The sequence below is a fragment of the Streptomyces sp. C36 genome (assembly GCF_040932295.1).
Classification (GTDB): Bacteria; Actinomycetota; Actinomycetes; order Streptomycetales; family Streptomycetaceae; genus Streptomyces; species Streptomyces triculaminicus.
The window spans coordinates 805,542-825,775 of record NZ_JBFQGI010000002.1; the positions used below are offsets into that span (position 1 = coordinate 805,542).

A 20,234-nucleotide genomic window follows, 5' to 3' on the forward strand; every position below is an offset into this window, starting at 1 on the left:
AGGGCCCACCGGCCCACGCCCCACCGCCCCACGCCCCAGGGCTCGCGCTCATGCGGCGGGGCTCAGCCGGAGCACCGGCCCGCCCGCCCCCTCGCACTCCAGCACCAGCAGCTCGTTGTCCCCCTCCCGCAACACCGGCCCCGGAACGTACAGCGCCCGCTGCGGCCCCCGGTCCCAGTAGCGGCCCAGGCAGAAGCCGTTGACCCACACGAAGCCCCGCACCCAGCCCGGCAGCTCCAGCACGGCGTCACCCGCACCGGCCACCGCGCACGAGGCCCGGTACAGGCCCGGCTCCCCGCCCGCCGCCCCGGCCGACCGCCACCCCACCGCCTCCACCGCCCCCGGCTCCTCCAGGGCGTCCAGGCGCAGCCCGCGCGCCGCCACCTCGTGCACGTACTGCCGCTCGTGCAGCAGCCCGCCCGTGACGCCCTTGGGCTCGCCCAGGCGCGGCCCGTAGTTGACCCGGCCGAGCGACTCCACCCACAGCTCCACCTCGGCCGGCCCCGCCACCTCGCCGACCGGCGCCGGGTCGCGCGCGTCGTCGAGCACGGCCACCCGCACCCCGTCCACGGACACCACCGCCACATCCCGCAGCCCCGCCACCCACAGCGGATATGCCCGGCGCGGCCCCGGCACCGTGAAGCGGTAGCGGACCACCCCCCGGTCGACGCCCAGGTCCTCGAAGGACGGCGGCACCGGCCCCCGCTCCTCCGGCCCGCCGAGCACGTCCATCACCTCGCCCAGCGGCGCCCACCCCGCCGGGTGCGCCACGACCGGCGCGCGCAGCACTGGCGGCGCCGACGGCACGGCGGGCAGCGGCCCGTCCGCGTACCGCGACAGCACCCGCCGGAACGCCCGGAACTTCTCCGTCGCCCGCCCGAACTCGTCGATGGGGGCGTCGTAGTCGTAGGAGGTGACCATCGGCCGCAGCCCGCCCCGGAAATCGTCACCGGCACGGTTGGCCCCCGCCCAGCCGCCGAAGTTCGAGCCGCCGTGCGCCATGTAGATGTTCACCGACGCACCGAGGCCCAGGATCTCCTCGAGCACCCCGGCCGCCTCCCGCGCGTCCCGGGCCGCCTCCTGGCCGCCCCAGTGCGTGAACCAGCCGCACCAGAACTCCGTGCACATCAGCGGCCCGCGCTCCTGATGGCGCCGCAGCGCCGCGAAAGCCTCCCGCGCCCCCGACCCGAAGTTCACCGTGGCCAGCGCCCCCGGCACCGTACCGCCCGACAGCATGTGCTCCTCCGGACCGTCCGAGGTGATCAGCGGAACGGTCACCCCCAGCGCCCGCAGCCGTTCTACGAGACGCCGCAGATAAACCCGGTCGCTGCCATACGATCCGTACTCGTTCTCCACCTGGACGAGCACCACCGGCCCGCCCCGGTCCACCTGCCGCCCCACCACCTGCTCCGCCACCAGAGCCAGCCACCGCTCCGCGGCCCGCACGTACTCCTCGTCGCGGGTACGCACGCGTGCCCCCAGCCGCCCGGTCAGCCACGCGGGCAGCCCGCCGTTGTCCCACTCCGCGCAGATGTACGGACCCGGGCGCACGATCGCGTACAGCCCCGCCTCCCGCGCCGCGTCCAGGAACCGCCCCAGCTCCCCGACGTCCCGCGCCCGCCCCGGAGACGGCTCGTGCCGGTTCCACGGCACATACGTCTCCACGCAGTCGAGGCCCATCGCCCGCAGCATCCCCAGCCGGTGCCGCCACAGCCCCTCGTGCACCCGGAAGTAGTGCAGCGCCCCGGACAGCAGCCGCACCGGCCGCCCGCCGAGCAGGAAGGCGTCGTCCCCCACCACGAATTCCGGCACGTCCCCCGCCTCGTCCCTCGCCGCCCGCGCACCTCGGCCGCACACCATCCTCGCCCTCTGGCGGGGGCGGGGGCCATGGACAAAGATCGGGGCTGATTGGACGGAAGACAGAAGACAGAAGACGCAAGACGGAAGACGGGGACGGCCACCGGAGCTACGGGAGGCATCGGGCGCGTGTACCACTCCTGGATGCGGTACTTCACCCCCGGACCGGTCCACCACCGGCTCGGCCTGGTCTGCCTCGGCGTGGGCCTGCAGCACGGCGCGCTGCCCCCCGTCGGGCCCCGCGTCCTGGACCACCACGTCGCCGTCGTCATCGCCGCCGGCGGCGGCTGGTACCGCACCCCCGACGGCCGCACCCACCCCGTCACCGCGCCCGCCCTCATCTGGCTCGTCCCCGGCGTACCCCACCACTACGGCGCCGGGCCCGGCGCCGGCTGGGACGAGAGCTTCGTCGACTTCGCCGGCTCCGCCGTCGCCGCCTACACCGAGCTCGGCTACATCGGATCCGGCCACCCCGTCGTGCCGCTGGCCGACACCACCGCCGCCCGCGCCGCCGTCGGGCGCATCGCCCGCGCCGCCCGGCGCGGCAACCCCCTCCTGGAGGTCGAGACCGCCGCCGCCGTCCACGAACTGCTCGTCGCCCTGCGCCGCGCCCGCACCGACACGGCAGACGCCCCCGGCGCCACCGATCCCGTGCTGCGCGCCCTGGCCCGCGACGCCTTCCTGCCCCTGTCCGTCACCCAGCACGCCGCCCGGCACGGCATGACCCCGGCCGAGCTGCGCTCGGCCGTACGGCGCGGCGCCGGCTGCAGTCCGAAGGACTACCTGCTCGGCATCCGCCTGGGCCGCGCCAAGGAGCTCCTGGCCGCCACCGAGCTGCCCGTCGCCGCCGTCGCCCGGCGCGTCGGCTACGACGACCCCGCCTACTTCAGCCGGCTCTTCACCCGCCGCGTGGGCACCGCACCCGTGCGCTTCCGCCAGCGCTGCGGCAGGGCCGTACCCGGCGGGTGGAGCAACGAGATCCCCGATCCGGAGCACCCTCCGGTCATCGAATCCCGTCCTTCCGCATAGGCTCGGTGGGTGGACATGAACAACAGTGCCAAAGACGAGCCCGTACGCAGCCTCGGCGACGCGTCCGCGAGCGCCGAGCTGGGCCGCCTGCGCGACAGCATCGACAACATCGACGCCGCGGTGATCCACATGCTCGCCGAGCGCTTCAAATGCACCCAGCAGGTCGGTCACCTCAAGGCCGCCCACAAGCTGCCCCCGGCGGACCCGGCCCGCGAGGCCCGCCAGATCGCCCGGCTGCGCGAGCTGGCGGAGAACGCCAAGCTCGACCCGGCGTTCGCGGAGAAGTTCCTGAACTTCATCATCGCCGAGGTCATCCGCCACCACGAGACGATCGCCCGCGCCTGACGATCGCCCGGCTGCGCGACCTGGCGATCGCCCGCGCCTGACGGCCGCCGTGCCTGACGGCCGTCCGCGCCTGACGGGCGGGCGGGCCCCGGAACACCGGGCCCCGCCCGCCCGGGCGAAAAATCACCGGCCCCCCTCAGGACGGGTGCGGCAGCATGACCCCATGCCTGTACTGACGCGCGACGAAGCGCAGACCCGAGCCCGCCTCCTCGACGTTCACCGCTACGAGATCGACCTCGACCTCACCCGCGGCGACGAGCACTTCGGCTCCACCACCGTCATCCACTTCACCGCCCGCACGGCGGGCACCACCTTCGTCGAGCTCAAACCCGCCACCCTGCACAGCGCACACCTCGACGGCACCCCCCTCGACCCCGCCGCGCTCGACGACAACCGCCTCGCGCTCACCCTCGCCGCCGGCGAGCACGAACTGCGCGTCGAAGCCGACATGCGCTACTCGCGCACCGGCGAGGGCATGCACCGCTTCACCGACCCCGCCGACGGCGAGACCTACCTCTACACCCAGACGTTCATCGACGACGTCCAGCGCGTCTTCGCCGCCTTCGACCAGCCCGACCTCAAGGCCCTCTACGACGCCACCGTCACCGCGCCCCCCGAGTGGACCGTCCTCGGCAACGGCGTCGCCACCCGCATAGGGCCGCCCGGGCAGGGCCGCTGGCGCCTGGCCACCACCAAGCCGCTCAGCACCTACTTCGTCGCCTTCGCCGCCGGCCCCTGGCACAGCGTGCGCACCGAGCACGCCGGGATCCCCTTCGCCCTGCACTGCCGCCGCTCCCTCGCCCCCCACCTGGACGCCGACGCCGACGAGATCCTCGACATCACCCGGCGCTGCTTCGACCGCTTCCACGAACTCTTCGACGAGCCCTACCCCTTCGACTCCTACGACCAGGCGTTCGTCCCCGAGTTCAACGCCGGCGCCATGGAGAACCCGGGCCTGGTCACCTTCCGCGACGAATTCGTCTTCCGCTCCGCCGTCACCGCCACCGAACGCCAGACCCGCGGCGTGGTCATCGCCCACGAGATGGCCCACATGTGGTTCGGCGACCTCGTCACCCTCCGGTGGTGGGACGACATCTGGCTCAACGAGTCCTTCGCCGAGTACATGGGCTACCACGTCCTCGCCGACGCCACCCGCTTCACCGGCGCCTGGACCGAGTTCGCCGTCTCCCGCAAGAGCTGGGGCTACGACGCCGACCAGCGGCCCTCCACCCACCCCGTGGCCCCCACCCCCGAGGACGTCACCGACACCGCCTCCGCCCTGCTCAACTTCGACGGCATCTCCTACGCCAAGGGCGCCTCCGCCCTGCGCCAGCTCGTGACCTGGCTCGGCGAGAAGGACTTCCTCGCCGGCATCAACGACCACTTCGCCCGCCACCGCTTCGGCAACGCCACCCTCGCCGACTTCATCGACTCCCTCGCCCGCCACTCCGACCGCGACGTCCACGCCTGGGCCGCGAGCTGGCTGCGCACCACCGGCGTCGACACCCTCACCCCGCACGTCACCGCCCCCGCCCCCGCCCCCGGACAGTGGCGGCTGGACCTCCACCACGACGGCACCCGCCCCCACCGCCTCACCATCGGGCTCTACGACCACGCACCCGGCGACACGACCACCCTCGTGGCCCGCGACCGCCTCACCACCGACCTCCCGGCCGGCGGCGGCACCCACACCCTCGACCTCACCGGCCCCCGCCCCGCGCTGATCCTGGTCAACGACGGCGACACCTCCTACACCAAGGTCCGCCTCGACCCCCACTCCTGGACCACCGCCCTCGGCTCCCTGTCCGCCCTGCCCGACCCGCTCAGCCGGGCCGTGCTGTGGAACGCCGCCCGCGACATGGTCCGCGACGGCGAGCTGCCCCACGGCGCCTACCTCGACGCCGCCCGCGCCCACCTGCCCCACGAGACCGACGTCGCCATCGCCCAAGGCGTCCTGTCCTTCGCCCGCGGCGAGATCGCCGACCGCTACACCGCCCCCGCCGACCGCCCCCACGCCCTGGCCACCCTCACCGCCCTCTGCCACGACCTGCTCGGCCGCCACCCCGGCGCCGACGGCACGGGCCTGCGCCTGACCGCCGTACGCACCCTGATCGACAGCGCCACCACCCCCGGCGACCTCCGGGACTGGCTGACCGCGGGCACCGCCCCCGGCGGCCCGGCCCTCGACCCCGAACTGCGCTGGCGCGTCCTCGCCCGCCTCGCCGTCCTCGGCGCCGTCACCCCCGCCGAGATCGACGCCGAACTGGCCCGCGACCCCAGCGCGACCGGCCAGGAGGGCGCGGCCCGCTGCCGTGCGGCCCTCCCCGACCCGGCCGCCAAGGCCGCCGCCTGGGAAGCGATGTACGGCGGCGACGAGCTGTCCAACTACCTGTTCACCGCCACCGCCCAGGGCTTCTGGCAGGCGGAGCAGACCGAGCTCGTACGCCCCTACCGCGACCGCTACTTCCCCGCGGCCGTCGCCGTCGCCGCCCGCCGGGGCCCCGCCCTGGCCTCCGCCGCCGGCGGCCCCGGCTTCCCGCGCACCCTGGTGGACGAGGAGACCCTGCGCCAGGGCGAGGCCTGCCTGCGCGAGGCCGACCCCACCCCCGCACTGCGCCGCAGGATCGCCGACCAGCTCGACGACCTGCGCCGCGCCCTGGCCGTGACGGCGGCGCCCACGGCGTAGGCGGGCCCGGAGTCCCGGAGTCCCGGAGGCCCGGAGCCCGGAGGCCCGGAGCCCGGAGGCCCGGAGTCCGGGGTCCTGGGGTTTCTGGGGCCCGGGCTCCGGGACGCCCGGGGCCTCTCGCGGGAACGACAAGGCGCCCGCACCCCTCGTGGGGTGCGGGCGCCTGGGCCTTGGCTTCGCCGGTTGTCAGCCGGTGGGTCAGTCGCGCTTGGTGGCCGCGTCGGACGGCTGGGCCGCGCGCAGCTCCTCAAGGAAGCGGTCGACGACGCCGCTCTCGCGGGCGTAGTCGGCCATCGACTCGCCGACGATCCGGCCCGCCAGCTCCGTCGCCAGCGCACCGACCTGCTCGCGCAGCTCGGCCTCGGCGACCGCGCGCTCGGCGTCGATCACCGCGTGACCCGCGGAGATGATGTCCTCGCGCTGACGCTGGCCCTCGGCACGCAGCTCGGCGATGATCGCCGTGCCCTGCTCGAGCGACTCCTGGCGCAGGCGCGCGGCCTCGTGCCGGGCCTCGGCCAGCAGCGCCTGGTACTCGGCGTGCACCCGCTCCGCCTCGACGCGCGTCTCCTCCGCGTCCTCGAAGGCACCGTCGGTGGCCTTCTCACGCTCGACGAGCACCTTGTTGATCCGGGGCAGGATCACCTTCGCCATCACGGCGAAAACGAGGAAGAAGAGCACCAGCCCGAGAACGAGCGGCGCGGGCTCGGGCTTCAGCGGCCCCACGTCGATAGCAAAAGTCATGGCCATGGTGTGCACATTACCTTGAAGCGCCGCCCCGCCGGAGACCCGCACCCCACCCGGCGACCCAACTCACCCCCGCCACAAGGCCATGCCGGCCCTCTACAGCCAACGCATGCCGGGCCCGTACCACCATCGGGCGAAACCTCCCCCACTCGGGGTCACGCAGCGTATACAGCCGGTAGCTTGAGCCGTCCGCCCCGGCCCGGACCCCCTCACGGGCCGCGCCCCAGGCCCGTAACGGACCGGAAGCAGCACCCGAACCGATCAAGACCGCTCGTAAAACCGCTCGCGACAGATCAACACGACATATCAACTCGATCAGACTCGATCAAAGAGGCCTTCCTCATGCCCGCGCCGCCCACCGCCCGACACACCCCCGCGACAGCACTCGCCGGCGGCACCCAAGGCACCCGCGCCCTGCGCCCCCTCCTCGACACCACCCTGCGCGCCCTCGCCCGCGGCGCCACCGCCCGCGGCGGCCCCCTCCCCGCCGGCGGCCCCGAAGCCGTCGCCGCCCGCATACGAGCAGCCGCCACCCCCGCCCTCCCCGAACACGGCACCGGCCCCGACGAAGCCCTCCACACCCTCGTCCAAGCCCTCGCCGAAGGCGCCGCCGACCCCGCCGACCCCCACTGCGCCGCCCACCTCCACGGCCCGCCCCTCGCCCTGGCCGCCGCCGCCGACCTCGCCGCCGGCGCCCTGAACCCCTCCCTCGACTCCTGGGACCAGGCCCCCTCCGCCACCGCCCTCGAAGCCCTCACCACCCAGGCCCTCGCCGCCCTCGCCTACCCCGACCACCCCCACCCCGACGCCCTCGTCACCACTGGCGGCACCGAATCGAACCAGCTCGCCCTCCTCCTCGCCCGCGAAGCCGCCCGCACCACCACCCCCGACCGGCCCCTGCGCATCATCTGCGGCGCCAACGCCCACCACAGCGTCCACCGCTCCGCCTGGCTCCTCGGCCTCCCCGCCCCCCACACCCTCCCCACCCCCACCGGCACCCTCAACCCCCACGACCTCCACACCGCCCTCACCGACCCCACCGCCGCCCCCGGCGCACCCCACCTCGTCGTCGCCACCGCCGGCACCACCGACACCGGCCGCATCGACCCCATCCCCCCCATCGCCGACCTCTGCGACGCCCACCGGGCCCGCCTCCACATCGACGCCGCCTACGGCGGACCCCTGCTGTTCAGCCACACCCTCAAGACCGCCCTCACCGGCCTCGAACGCGCCCACACCATCACCCTCGACCTGCACAAACTCGGCTGGCAGCCCATCGCCGCAGGCCTCCTCGCCGTCCCCGACCCCGCCGCCCTCCACCCCCTGGCCCACCAGGCCGACTACCTCAACGCCCCCGACGACACCGACGCCGGCCTCCCCGACCTCCTCCACCGCTCACTGCGCACCACCCGCCGACCCGACATCCTCAAGATCGCGGTCACCCTCCGCGCCCTCGGCCGCCGCGGCATCGCCGACCTCGTCGAACGCGTCTGCGCCACCGCCCACCACCTCGCCGACCTCATCGACGCCCACCCCGCACTCGAACTCCACTCCCGCCCCACCATCAGCACCGTGCTCTTCCGCCCCACCGGCGCCGACCACCACACCACCGCCCGCACCAGAAGACGCCTCCTGCACACCGGCCACGCCGTCCTCGGCCGCGCCACCACCCCCGAAGGCCTCTGGCTCAAAGCCACCCTCCTCAACCCCCACACCACCCCCGACGACCTCCGACACCTGCTGAAACTCGTGGAAGGCCACACCACCCGATGACCACCCCCCAGCCCCCAGCCTCAGCCCCCGACCAACCCCTCGACCTCGTCGGCATCGGCATCGGCCCCTTCAACCTCTCCCTCGCCGCCCTCGCCCACCCCCTCGACGACCTCCGCACCGCCTTCTACGACCAGAACCCCGCCTTCCAATGGCACCCCGGCCTCCTCATCGACGGCACCACCCTCCAAGTCCCCTACCTCGCCGACCTCGTCACCCTCGCCGACCCCACCAGCCCCTGGACCTTCCTCAACTACCTCAAAACCCGCGAACGCCTCTTCCCCTTCTACTTCTCCGAGCGCCACCACATCCACCGCGCCGAATACGACGCCTACTGCCGCTGGGTCAGCGAAAACCTCACCGGACTCCACTTCAACCACCACATCGACGCCGTCCGCTGGAACCCCGAACGCGTCCTCTTCGAAATCGACTACACCCAACTCGACCCCGAAGGCGAAGCCGACGCCCTCGGCCGCGCCTACACCCGCAACCTCGTCCTCGGCGTCGGCACCGCCCCCTACATCCCCGAACCCCTGCGCCCCCTCGCCGAAGCCCCCGGCGTCCCCGTCATCCACTCCGCCGACTACCTCGACAACCGCGCCAAACTCCTCGACGCCGAACACATCACCGTCATCGGCTCAGGACAATCAGGCGCCGAAGTCTTCCTCGACCTCCTGCGCCACCGCCCCACAGGCCGCGAAAAACTCCACTGGCTCGCCCGCAGCCCCGCCTTCGCCCCCATGGAATACAGCAAACTCGGCCTCGAACACTTCACCCCCGACTACACCCACTACTTCCGCACCCTCCCCGAACCCGTACGCGACCAGGTCCTGCCCCAGCAATGGCAACTCCACCAGGGCATCGACGCCAAAACCATCGCCGACATCCACGACGAGCTCTACCGCCGAAGCCTCGACAGCGGATGGCCCGACACCGTCCTCACCCCAGGAGTCTTCGTCCGCACCGCCGGACGCGTCGGCGCCACCCGCGTCGAACTCCACCTCGAACACACCCAGCAAGGCACCCGCTCCCGCCTCACCACCGACGCCGTCGTCCTCGCCACCGGCTACCGCGAACGCCGCGTCGACACCCTCCTCGCCGCCCTCGACCCCTACATCCGCCGCGACTCCAACGGCCGCCCCCGCATCGACGAACACCACCGACTCGTCCTCGACCCCTCCGTCAAGGGCGCCGTCCACGTCCAGAACGCCGAAACCCACACCCACGGCGTCGGCACCCCCGACCTAGGCCTCGCCGCCTGGCGCAGCACCGTCATCCTCAACGCCATCACCGGCAAGACCACCTACCCCCAGCCCCAGCGCACCGCCTTCACCACCTTCGGCCTGGAGCCGCGGCCACAACCACGACTCCAGAACCACCACACCTCAGAAAACCGGCACACCATCCCGCGTCAGCTTCCAGTCCACTGACGCGAAGCCGGCCACATCGATCGACCCCTTGGCCTTAACCCAGCCGATGATGGTGTTACGAATCTCCTCCGAATTCGCCCACAACTGCTTGGCGCGCGCCACATGCGGGAAATTACCGCCACCGCTCGCCCGATAGTTGTTCACCGCCAGGACGAATTCGGCGGAGTCCTCGAGCGGCTTCCCGCCGAACGAAAGATTCACGATCCGCGACCCCGGCGCCTTCGCAATGTCGATCTCGTACGACAGGCCGCTCACCACGTCATAGTTGTAATCCGGAATCGACTCGGCATTCGTCAGCTTCGCCGGATCCACCGGCACACCGGCCGCCGTCCGCACGTAATACCGCGCCGAGAACTCCAGATACTCCCGCAGCTGCGCACCCGTCAACAGCCGCGCCTCCAGCGTGTTCTCGAACGGATACAGCCCCGCCACCTGGCGGATCGACACCTTCCCCGCCGGAACCGCGGCCGTACGCGAGAAGCACGACGCCTGCGACAGCACCGGCAGCTTCCCGTACGCCGTACCCGCCAGCGCCGCCTTCACCGTCTCGACCTGCACATGGTTGATGAAATCGATCACCGGCGTGTCCTTGTACGCGGCCTCCGCCGCGCTCATCGCCGCCGTCGACGTACCGATCACCTGGTTGACATACGCCACCACCTTCCGGTGCTCGTCACCCAGCAGACGCGTGATCCTCCGGTCCTCGGCCGCCGTGTTGGAGTTCAGCACCTTCGCGCCCACCGACTCCACCTGCCAGGCACCGTGCTCCCACACCACGGAGAAGTCGAACAACGTCAGCCGCTGCCCCCACTTCAGCGGCTCGGACAACACCACCTGCTTGCCCGTCTTCTTGTTCGCCACCCGGTACTCGGGAATCTCCGTATGCGCATGCCCCACCAGAATCGCGTCGATCCCCGGCACCTGCTCGGCCACCAGCGCCGCCGCGTTCTCCACATACGGAAGCTGATCACCGTACGACGACATCCCACTCGAACCCGAATGCGCCGACACGATCACCACATCCGCACCCAGCGAACGCAGCTTCGGCACCCACTTCGCTGCCTGCTCCTCAAGCCCCGGGAAAACCATCTTCCCCTGCACATTCGCCTTGTCCCAGATCGCGATCCCCGGATTGGTCAGACCCAGAATCGCCACCCGCACATCACGACCGAACGGCGTACACACCTTCTTGATCACATAAGGCCGGAACGCCGGACGCAACGTCTTCGCATCCAGCGCGTTCGCCCCCAGCAACGGGAAATCACACTGCTCCTCGAACTTCCGCAGCGTCGGAATACCGTAATTGAACTCGTGATTGCCCAACGCCGCCGCGTCATACCCGATCGCGTTCATGGCCTGCGCCATCGGATGCACCGGACCGTTCGCACCCGTGATCGGGTCGACCTTCGCGTAGTAGTACGACAGCTGAGTGCCCTGAATCGTGTCACCCGCGTCGATCAACAGCGTGTTCCGGCGACCCTTCTCCGACCGCACCTGGCTCACCAGCGTCGAGATCTTCGCCAGACCCACATCGTTGTGCGCCTTGTCGTCGAACTCGGCATCCGTGAAGTAGTCCCAGTTGAAGACGTTCCCATGCAGGTCCGTCGTCCCCATCACGGTGAACGCGTACCGCTTCTTCCGGCGCCCCGCGGACTCCGCCTCGGCCGGCACCGTCCCCACCGCACCCGCAAGGGCCACACCCGCACCCGTCACGGCCGTACGCCCCAGGAAATTCCTACGATTGAGCGGCATATGTTCTGTTCTCCCCATTCATATCCAGAACCAACGCGCGTAGATTCTGGCCCAGCCCCCACCCCCACCGACACCCTCACAAGGTTGCGATCCCGTCACCACCTGGGACGCTGAACCCCATGACCACACCCCAACACCCCACCACCCCAACCGAGAACCCCCACCTCCCCTACGGAACCCCCGACACCCCCCGCATCGCAGTCCGCGGCGAAGCCCGCCTCGAAGTCGACCCCGAAATCGCCCACCTCGGCATCACCGTCAGCGCCCGCGGCACCGACCGCCGCACCGCCCTCGGCGACCTCACCCGCCGCAACAACCACGTCCTCGACCTCCTCAAGTCCTACGGCGAAGCCGTCGAAAAAATCGAAACCGGCACCTTCACCATCACCCCCCAACTCGCCGAAAAAGGCCGCCACGAACGCATACGCGCCTACCACGGCCGCGTCCGCGTCACCGCCACCCTCATCGACTTCACCGCACTCGGCGAACTCGCCACCCGCCTCGCCGAACTCGAACTCACCCGCGTCGACGGCCCCTGGTGGAGCCTCCGCCCCGACTCACCCGCCCACGGCGAAGCCCGCCGCCAAGCCGTCCACGAAGCCGTCCAACGCGCCCGCGAATACGCCGCCGCACTCGGAGCCCAACTCACCGCCGTCGTCGAACTAGCCGACACCGGAGCCGAAAACCCCACCCCCATGGGCCTCCCCGCCCGACCCGCCGCCGCCGGCCGACCCCGCGCCGGCGGCTCCGGCTTCGCCGGAGCCGCCCCCGAACCGGCCCCCACCCTCGACCTCGAACCCCAGCGACAGACCCTCTACGCCCACGTCAACGCCCGGTTTACGATGACGCGCCCGACCCTGTGAAGCACCCCTGAGGCCCTGAGGCACCCCCTGGGGGCGCTCATCGGAGCGCCCCCCTGCACGTTTCACAAGGTGTCAACAAGCTTTCACTAAAAGGTCGTTGGTCAGATGCGGCAGGACAATTCTCTACCCATGAGTAGGTCATAAGGTCGTGCCATGCGCCGAGCGAAAATCGTCTGCACCCTGGGGCCGGCCACCGACTCGTACGAGCAGATCAAGGCCCTCGTCGAAGCCGGAATGGACGTCGCCCGCTTCAACCTCAGCCACGGCACCTACGCCGAACACGAAGCGCGATACCAACGCGTCCGCAAAGCGGCCGACGAAACAGGCCGCAACATCGGCATCCTCGCCGACCTTCAGGGCCCGAAGATCCGCCTCGGCCGCTTCCGCGAAGGCCCCGTACTCCTTGAACGCGGCGACGAGTTCACCATCACCGTCGAAGAAGGCGTCGAAGGCGACCGCCACCACTGCGGCACCACCTACGAAGGCCTCGCCGGCGACGTCACCCAAGGCGAACGCATCCTCGTCGACGACGGCCGCGTCACCCTCGAAGTCATCGAGGTCCGCGGCCCCCGGGTCAAGACCATCGTCATCGAAGGCGGCATGATCTCCGACCACAAGGGACTCAACCTCCCCGGAGTCGCCGTCTCCGTCCCCGCCCTCTCCGAAAAGGACATCGACGACCTCCGCTGGGCCCTCACCACCGGCGCTGACATCATCGCCCTCTCCTTCGTCCGCACCGGACACGACATCCACGACGTCCACCGCGTCATGGACGAAGAAGGCCGCCGCCTCCCCGTCATCGCCAAGATCGAAAAGCCCCAGGCCGTACAGAACCTCGACGACATCATCGCCGCCTTCGACGGCATCATGGTCGCCCGCGGCGACCTCGGCGTCGAAATGCCCCTCGAAAAGGTCCCGATCGTTCAGAAGCGAGCGATCAAGCTCGCCAAGCGCAACGCCAAGCCGGTAATCGTCGCCACCCAGATGCTCGACTCCATGATCGACGCCTCCCGCCCCACCCGCGCCGAGGCCTCCGACGTCGCCAACGCCGTCATCGACGGCACCGACGCCGTCATGCTCAGCGGCGAGACCAGCGTCGGCAAATACCCCATCGAGACCGTCAAGACCATGGGCCGCATCGTCGAGGCCGCCGAGGAAGACGTCCTCGCCAAGGGCCTCCCTCCGCTGACCGAACGCAGCAAGCCCCGCACCCAAGGCGGCTCCGTGGCCCGCGCCGCCGCCGAGATGGGCGACTTCCTCGGCGCCAAGTTCCTTGTGGCGTTCACTCAATCCGGTGACACGGTACGGAGGCTGTCGCGTTACCGGTCGCCCATCCCGCTGCTGGCCTTCACCCCCGAGCCGGCGACCCGGTCACAGCTCAACCTGACCTGGGGGGTGGAGACGTTCCTCGGGCCGATGGTGCAGACGACCGACGAGATGGTCGAGCAGGTCGACGAGTACCTGCTGCGGATCGGCCGCTGCCGCAAGGGCGACATGGTCATCATCACGGCCGGCTCCCCGCCGGGCACCCCGGGGACGACGAACCTGGTGCGGGTGCACCACATCGGGGAGGACGACTCGCCGAAGTAGGGGTGATCAGTACTTCGGGCCTATGTGGGTGTCCATGAGGGCGACGGAGGCTTTGCGGGCTACGGAGATGTTGTACGGATCGCTGCCGCGCCGGGTCACCTTCCACTCGACCCCGACCTTGTCGAGGGTGTCGCAGTAGAGCTTTCGGATGTCGTCCGACTTGTTGGTGAAGAAGTAGCGCGGGTACTCGTAGCGCTTGCGTTCGCCACCGACAAGGCGGACGGTCCAGTTGGTGATGCGGCAGCCGTCGGAGTGGACAAGTCCGCGGATGAACTCCCAAGGATGTGCGTCCACGATCTGCTGCTGCCAGGGCTCGAGCTCGATCCGCCGCTCGTGCTTCCTGCCTGGGCCGTGTTGGGGGAACATGCACCACAGGTGCTTCGAGTAGACCTTCACGTTGTGGCAGCCGATCTTGCGGACCCGGCAGACGGAGTTGTCGGGGAAGACCGCTTGCATCGCGGCGTGGCACGCGTCCATGAGTCCGGGCCATACGTCACCACAGGTGATCATCAGGCTGGGCACCCGGTGCTGGGAGTACTGGACGATGTGTCCGTCGCCCAGGTACAGACCGAGCAGGTACGAATAGGCGGCCTCGTCGAGCTCACGACCGGTGCACCGAGGACAACTCGTCTGGTGGGCGCCTGGACATTCGCCGCGCTTGGATCTGTCCATATGGAGCCAGTAGCTGACAGTGCCCGGCGGCACAGCCAGTCGTCGGGAGACTTCGGCGTTGGTGACACCTGAGGCGATGAGGTCCAGCGCCCGCTGGCGCACCTCGGAACCGTGAAACTGCATGGCATCACTGTGCGTGATTACTTGTTCACGGTGCGGCGGATTCGTGAAGATTCACGCGATGGGAAAAATCCGCTTTGTGGATGTTGGGTGCCCGGTGTGGGATTCGAACCCACATGCCCAAAGGGCACGAGTGTTTGAGACTCGCGTGTCTGACCAGTTCCACCAACCGGGCGTGCTGCTCGAGACACCATACCGCGTGCGTGTTGTGGGCAGGTGCTAGGTACGCTCGTATGGCACCACCTGCCCTGAGCGAGGAGACCCGTGAGCGCCGCCGAGCCCCAGCCGCCTGTCGACGACGAGCCGCAGCACACCCCTCCGAACGTCACGCGCGTCGTGATCGCCGAGGACGAGGCTCTGATCCGCCTCGACCTCAAGGAGATGCTCGAGGAAGAGGGCTACTCCGTCGTGGGCGAGGCGGGCGACGGCGAGACCGCGGTCGCGCTGGCGCGGGAGCACCGTCCCGACCTGGTGATCCTGGATGTGAAGATGCCGGTGCTGGACGGGATCTCCGCGGCCGAGCGGATCGGTGCGGAGTCGATCGCGCCGGTGTTGATGCTGACGGCGTTCTCGCAGCGTGATCTCGTGGAGCGGGCGCGGGACGCGGGGGCCATGGCCTACCTGGTGAAGCCGTTCAGCAAGAGCGATGTCGTTCCGGCGATCGAGATGGCGGTGTCGCGGTTCACGCAGCTGAAGGCGTTGGAGCGGGAGGTCGCGGATCTTTCGCAGCGGCTGGAGACGCGGAAGCTGGTGGACCGGGCGAAGAGCATTCTGCAGACGCAGTACGGGCTGACGGAGCCGGCGGCGTTCCGGTGGATTCAGAAGACGTCGATGGATCGTCGTTTGTCGATGCAGCAGGTGGCGGAGGCTGTCATCGAGGATGCCAAGGAGAAGAAGGCCGCGAAGGATCAGTAGCGGTTCTGATCGTTTGGTTGTTTGAGGGGCCCGTGTCCGGTTGGATGCGGGCCCTTTTGCATGCCCTCAGTCTTCGCCGAGGTAGGCCTTGCGGACGGATTCGTCGTGGAGGAGGTCGGTGCCGGTTCCGGAGAGGACGATTTTGCCGGTTTCCATGACGTGGGCGCGGTCGGCGAGGGAGAGGGCGGCTTGGGCGTTCTGTTCGACGAGCAGGATGGTGGTTCCGGTGGTTTTGAGTTCGGTGATGGTGTCGGTGATTTTTCGCATCATGATCGGTGAGAGGCCCATGGAGGGTTCGTCGAGCATGAGGAGTTTGGGGCGGGACATGAGGGCGCGGCCCATGGCGAGCATTTGTTGTTCGCCGCCGGAGAGGGTTCCGGCGGGTTGTTTGGCGCGTTCGCCGAGGATGGGGAAGAGCTCGTAGGCGCGGTGGATGTCGTGGGTGATGCCGGTGGTGTCCTTGCGGAGGTAGGCGCCGAGTTGGAGGTTTTCGGTGATGGTGAGGCGGGGGAAGATGTGGCGGCCTTCGGGGGAGTGGGCGAGGCCGAGGGCGACGATGTGGTGGGCGGGGGTGCCGGTGATGGGGTGGCCGTTGAAGCGGATGGTGCCGGTGGTGGGGGTGTGGAGGCCGGAGAGGGTGCGGAGGGTGGTGGTTTTTCCGGCGCCGTTGGTGCCGATGAGGGTGACGATTTCGCCGGCTTCGACGGTGAAGGTGATTCCTTTGACGGCTTCGATTTTTCCGTAGGCGACGCGGAGGTTTTCGACTTCGAGGAGGGCGGTCATCGGTCGGTGTCCTCTGCTGCGTGGGCTTCGGCGGCTTCGACTTCGGCGGCTTCTTCGGCGCCGGGTGCTCCTTCGAAGGGTGTGCCGAGGTAGGCGGCGATGACGCGGTCGTCGCTCTGGACGGTTCGGGGTGTTCCTTCGAGGAGTTTTTCGCCCTGGACGAGGACGGCGACGTGGTCGCAGAGGTTGAAGATGAAGCGCATGTCGTGCTCGATGACGAGGACGGCGATGCCTTGGTCGCGGATGGCGAAGACGAGTTGTTCGGTGGTGCGGGTTTCCTGGGGGTTCATTCCGGCGGTGGGTTCGTCGAGGAGGAGGAGTCCGGGGTCGCTGGCGAGGGCTCGGGCGATTTCGAGCTTGCGTTGTTCGCCGTAGGGGAGGTTGCGGGCGAGGTGGTCGCGTTTGGGGGCGAGGCCGGTGAACTGGAGGAGTTCCATGGCGCGTTCTTCGGAGTTTTTTTCGGCGCGGCGGAAGGCGGGGCCGCGGAGGAGGGCGGAGAAGAGGCCTTCTTTGGTGCGGGTGTGGCGGCCGACGAGGACGTTTTCGAGGACGGTCATGTTGGCGAAGAGGCGGATGTTCTGGAAGGTGCGGGCGATGCCTGCCTGGGTGACGAGGTGGGGTTTGGGGGGTAGGTGGGTGCCGCGGTAGGTGACGGTGCCTTCGGTGGGTACGTAGAGGCCGGTGAGGCAGTTGAAGAAGGTGGTTTTGCCGGCGCCGTTGGGGCCGATGAGGCCGACGATTTGGCCTGGGTTGACGGTGAGGTCGACGGCTCGTACGGCGGTGAGTCCGCCGAAGCGCATGGTGACGCCGGTGGCGGTGAGGACGGGTGTGTCGTCGGGGGCGTTGGGGGTGTCGGGGGCGGTGGCGGTGGTGGTCATGGTGGTTATGCCTCCGCCTTGGTGAGGGGTGTGGGGCCGGCCGTGGCGGGTGGTTCGTGGAATTCGAGCTGTTGTCGTCGGTTGGGGATGATTCCTTCGGGGCGGAAGCGCATGAGGAGGATGAGGGCGGCGCCGAAGGCGAGGAGTTGGTAGTCGTGGAGGAACTGGAGTTTGGCGGGGATGAGGTAGAGGAGGGCGGCGCCGAGGAGGGGGCCGGTGATGGTGCCCATGCCGCCGAGGATGACGGCGGCGAGGAGGAAGGCGGAGTTGGGGGGTACGGGGCCGGCGAAGACGTATTGCTCGGGTACGACGGTGGTGGAGACGTGGGCCTGGACGGTGCCGGCGAGTCCGGCGAGGGTGGCGCCGAGGGCGAAGGCGATGAGTTTGACGCGGAATCCGTTGATGCCCATGGCGGTGGCGGCGGTTTCGTCCTCGCGGATGGCGATCCAGGCGCGGCCGATGCGGGAGTTTCCGGCGCGGCTGAAGACGAGGATGACGAGGAGGGTGACGAGGAGCATGAGGAGGTAGTAGTTGGCGAAGGGGTTGAGGGTGAGGCTGCCGAGGGTGTGGGTGTCGCCGAAGTTGTAGCCGAGGATGTTGAGGTTGGGGATGTTGGGTATTCCGTTGGGGCCGTTGGTGACTGAGGGGCCGGATTCGCCGTTGAGGTTGCCTACGGCGATGCGGAAGATCTCTCCGAAGCCGAGGGTGACGATGGCGAGGTAGTCGCCGCGCAGGCGGAGGGTGGGGGCGCCGATGAGGACGCCGAAGACGAGGGAGGCGGCGGCGCCGGTGAGGGCGGCGGCCCAGAAGGGGAAGTGGATGTGGAGGGTGGAGGCGGTGGAGCCGGAGACGAGGGCGGCGGTGTAGGCGCCGACGCCGAGGAAGGCGACGTAGCCGAGGTCGAGGAGGCCGGCGAGGCCGACGACGACGTTGAGGCCGAGGGCGACGGTGGAGAAGATCAGGATGTTGACGGCGATGAGGGTGTATTCGTCGGTGTCCTGGGTGAGGGGGAAGAGGGCGGCGGCGGTGAAGGCGGCGGTGATGGTGATGCGCCGGTGTTTCGCCGTGAGCTGGGAGAGGCGGGTGATGAGTCCGGCTTTGGCGAGGGCGGCGGTGGTGAAGCCGGTGAGGAGCAGGAAGCCGGTGAAGAGTTCTCCGTAGGCGGTGCCGATGCCGTAGGTGAGGACGTAGAGGCCGGTGCCGAAGGCGGCGGCGATGATGAGTATTTCGGCCCAGGGGGGCAGGGGCTTGGCCGGCGGTGGTGGGGTGGCCTGGCCGGTGGGCAGGGCGTGGGCGCCGAGGAGGGTGATGAGGGAGGCCGCTCCCGCGAGGTAGCCGCCGGGTTCGAGGTTGACGATGCCGCCGAGTTGTACGGCGATGGTGATGAGGGTGTACCAGGTGGTGGCGAGGGTGCCGAGGGCGAGGTGGCGGGTGGCGGTGTGGCTGCGGGTGGGGCTGAGCCGGCGGAGGCCGGGGGTGCCTGAGGCGGCGAGGGTGTGGGCGATGGTGAGGATGGCGCCGGTGAGGGTGAGGACTTGGAGTCCGCCGGGGTAGCCGGTGACGGTGAGGTTGCCGGGGAAGGCGTGGGTCCAGGTCCAGGGGAGGAAGGTGGAGGCGAGGGTGAGGGCGGCGCCGCCGATGACGGTGACGCGGGCGGTGGCGGGGGGCAGGGGGATGCGGGGGATGCCCCTGCTGCCAAAGGTGCGGGCGGTGCGGGCGGTGTCGTAGGGGTGCGGGTCGTCGTCGGGGGTGCCGGGGGTCGTGCCGGTGGGTGGGTTCTTCCGGTTCATGGGTCTCACGCCCGATCCGCTACGCGTTCGCCGAGCAGTCCTTGTGGCCTGACGAGGAGGACGACGATGAGGAGGACGAAGGCCCAGACGTCCTTCCAGCCTCCGCCGCCGAGTTGCTGCATTCCGGGGATGTGCTGGATGTAGGTGGTGGAGGCGGCTTCGGCGATGCCGAGGACGACTCCGCCGAGCATGGCGCCGTAGATGTTGCCGATGCCGCCGAGGACGGCGGCGGTGAAGGCCTTCAGGCCGAGGATGAAGCCCATCTCGAAGTTGATCTGTCCGGCGCGCAGGCCCTGGGCGACGGCGGCGACGGCGGCGAAGGCGCCGCCGATGGCGAAGGCGATGACGATGATGCGGTCGGTGTTGATGCCCATGAGGCGTGCGGTGTCGGGGTCCTGGGCGGTGGCCTGCATGGCGCGGCCGGTGCGGCTTTTGGCGACGAAGAGGCCGAGGGCGAGCATGCACAGGGGGGCGGCGGCGAGGACGAAGAGGTCGTCGCGTTGGAGGTGGATGCCGCCGGTGAGGGCGAAGGCGTCGCCGTGGAACTGGGGGAAGCCGCGGGATTTCTTGGCGTCGGGGTAGAAGGCCCAGATGATTTGCTGGAGGGCGATGGACAGGCCGATGGCGGTGATGAGCGGGGCGAGGCGGGGGGCGCCGCGCAGGGGGCGGTAGGCGAAGCGTTCGGCGGCGGTGGCGACGGCGACGGAGGCGATGGCGCCGCCGAGGAGCATGAGGGGGAGGGCGGCGGTGAGGGGGACGGAGTCGGGGAGCCAGAGGCGGACGGTGAGGGCGCCGAAGCCTCCGATCATGACGATCTCGCCGTGGGCGAAGTTGATGAGCTGGACGATGCCGTAGACCATGGTGTACCCGATGGCGATGAGGCCGTAGAGGGCGCCGAGGGCGAGTCCGCTGACCAGCGTTTGCGGCAGTTCGTGCACCGCGTTCCTCCCCGTTGGGGTGTGGTGGGGGCCCGCGCGAGGGCGTGTGGCCGGCCGGTTCGCGCGGGTGCG

General features: G+C 70.1%; 16 protein-coding genes and 1 tRNA gene. 8 read left to right on the forward strand and 9 right to left on the reverse strand.

Annotated elements, in window-relative coordinates; translation table 11 throughout:
- Positions 1 to 48 precede the first annotated feature (48 nt).
- Positions 49 to 1,812: a beta-galactosidase family protein gene (locus AB4K12_RS09280; RefSeq protein WP_368433709.1), complete on the reverse strand. Its 1,764-nt coding sequence runs from the start codon at positions 1,810 to 1,812 to the stop codon at positions 49 to 51.
- Between the two features lie 174 nt (positions 1,813 to 1,986).
- On the opposite strand from AB4K12_RS09280, the gene AB4K12_RS09285 reads away from it, so the two are divergent.
- From AB4K12_RS09285 to pepN, 3 genes are all read left to right on the forward strand, one after another.
- On the forward strand, positions 1,987 to 2,886 hold the full coding sequence (locus AB4K12_RS09285; protein ID WP_368433710.1) for a helix-turn-helix domain-containing protein: 900 nt from the start codon (positions 1,987 to 1,989) through the stop codon (positions 2,884 to 2,886).
- Between the two features lie 15 nt (positions 2,887 to 2,901).
- Positions 2,902 to 3,231, forward strand: coding sequence for a chorismate mutase (locus AB4K12_RS09290; protein ID WP_207248684.1), 330 nt, complete (start codon positions 2,902 to 2,904; stop codon positions 3,229 to 3,231).
- A 163-nt stretch (positions 3,232 to 3,394) separates the two neighbouring features.
- Positions 3,395 to 5,917 carry an aminopeptidase N gene (pepN, locus tag AB4K12_RS09295; protein WP_368433711.1) on the forward strand — a complete coding sequence of 841 codons (2,523 nt, stop codon included), beginning with the start codon at positions 3,395 to 3,397 and terminating at the stop codon, positions 5,915 to 5,917.
- 198 nt (positions 5,918 to 6,115) lie between these two features.
- Here pepN and AB4K12_RS09300 read toward each other — a convergent pair whose 3' ends face one another.
- Complete coding sequence (locus AB4K12_RS09300; protein WP_368433712.1) at positions 6,116 to 6,664, reverse strand: F0F1 ATP synthase subunit B; 549 nt, start codon at positions 6,662 to 6,664, stop codon at positions 6,116 to 6,118.
- Between the two features lie 339 nt (positions 6,665 to 7,003).
- On the opposite strand from AB4K12_RS09300, the gene AB4K12_RS09305 reads away from it, so the two are divergent.
- Both AB4K12_RS09305 and AB4K12_RS09310 read left to right on the forward strand, forming a co-directional pair.
- Entirely contained in the window at positions 7,004 to 8,434 is a 1,431-nt protein-coding gene (locus tag AB4K12_RS09305; RefSeq protein WP_368433713.1) for an aspartate aminotransferase family protein, read from the forward strand.
- On the forward strand, positions 8,431 to 9,861 hold the full coding sequence (locus tag AB4K12_RS09310; protein ID WP_368433714.1) for a lysine N(6)-hydroxylase/L-ornithine N(5)-oxygenase family protein: 1,431 nt from the start codon (positions 8,431 to 8,433) through the stop codon (positions 9,859 to 9,861). The genes AB4K12_RS09305 and AB4K12_RS09310 overlap by 4 nt, the downstream gene beginning before the upstream one ends.
- Here the strand turns inward: AB4K12_RS09310 and AB4K12_RS09315 are convergent.
- Entirely contained in the window at positions 9,817 to 11,613 is a 1,797-nt protein-coding gene (locus AB4K12_RS09315; protein WP_368433715.1) for a bifunctional UDP-sugar hydrolase/5'-nucleotidase, read from the reverse strand. The two genes, AB4K12_RS09310 and AB4K12_RS09315, sit on opposite strands and share 45 nt — an antisense overlap.
- A gap of 119 nt (positions 11,614 to 11,732) precedes the next feature.
- Here AB4K12_RS09315 and AB4K12_RS09320 point away from each other — a divergent pair, with 119 nt between their 5' ends.
- Together AB4K12_RS09320 and pyk are read left to right on the forward strand one after the other, a co-directional pair.
- Positions 11,733 to 12,476 (forward strand): SIMPL domain-containing protein, encoded by a 744-nt coding sequence (locus AB4K12_RS09320; protein ID WP_368433716.1) that lies wholly within the window; start codon positions 11,733 to 11,735, stop codon positions 12,474 to 12,476.
- A 153-nt stretch (positions 12,477 to 12,629) separates the two neighbouring features.
- Positions 12,630 to 14,066 (forward strand): pyruvate kinase, encoded by a 1,437-nt coding sequence (gene pyk / locus AB4K12_RS09325; protein WP_368433717.1) that lies wholly within the window; start codon positions 12,630 to 12,632, stop codon positions 14,064 to 14,066.
- 6 nt (positions 14,067 to 14,072) lie between these two features.
- On the opposite strand, the gene AB4K12_RS09330 is transcribed toward pyk, so the two are convergent.
- Entirely contained in the window at positions 14,073 to 14,861 is a 789-nt protein-coding gene (locus AB4K12_RS09330) for a helix-turn-helix domain-containing protein (RefSeq protein WP_368433718.1), read from the reverse strand.
- Positions 14,862 to 14,949: 88 nt separating this feature from the next.
- Positions 14,950 to 15,033: transfer RNA gene (locus AB4K12_RS09335), tRNA-Leu, on the reverse strand.
- A gap of 89 nt (positions 15,034 to 15,122) precedes the next feature.
- Here AB4K12_RS09335 and AB4K12_RS09340 point away from each other — a divergent pair.
- Positions 15,123 to 15,773, forward strand: a complete 651-nt coding sequence (locus AB4K12_RS09340) for an ANTAR domain-containing response regulator (protein WP_086575044.1) — start codon at positions 15,123 to 15,125, stop codon at positions 15,771 to 15,773.
- A 66-nt stretch (positions 15,774 to 15,839) separates the two neighbouring features.
- On the opposite strand, the gene AB4K12_RS09345 is transcribed toward AB4K12_RS09340, so the two are convergent.
- Genes AB4K12_RS09345 through AB4K12_RS09360 form a run of 4 tightly spaced genes read right to left on the reverse strand, consistent with a single transcriptional unit; the run spans position 15,840 to position 20,162 of the window.
- Positions 15,840 to 16,556 carry an ABC transporter ATP-binding protein gene (locus AB4K12_RS09345; RefSeq protein ID WP_368433719.1) on the reverse strand — a complete coding sequence of 239 codons (717 nt, stop codon included), beginning with the start codon at positions 16,554 to 16,556 and terminating at the stop codon, positions 15,840 to 15,842.
- Complete coding sequence (locus tag AB4K12_RS09350; protein ID WP_368433720.1) at positions 16,553 to 17,434, reverse strand: ABC transporter ATP-binding protein; 882 nt, start codon at positions 17,432 to 17,434, stop codon at positions 16,553 to 16,555. The genes AB4K12_RS09345 and AB4K12_RS09350 overlap by 4 nt, the downstream gene beginning before the upstream one ends.
- Positions 17,435 to 17,439: 5 nt before the next feature.
- A complete protein-coding gene (locus AB4K12_RS09355) occupies positions 17,440 to 19,224 on the reverse strand; it encodes a branched-chain amino acid ABC transporter permease (protein WP_368433721.1) in 1,785 nt (594 codons plus the stop codon).
- A gap of 5 nt (positions 19,225 to 19,229) precedes the next feature.
- On the reverse strand, positions 19,230 to 20,162 hold the full coding sequence (locus AB4K12_RS09360) for a branched-chain amino acid ABC transporter permease (RefSeq protein WP_368433722.1): 933 nt from the start codon (positions 20,160 to 20,162) through the stop codon (positions 19,230 to 19,232).
- Positions 20,163 to 20,234 lie beyond the last annotated feature (72 nt).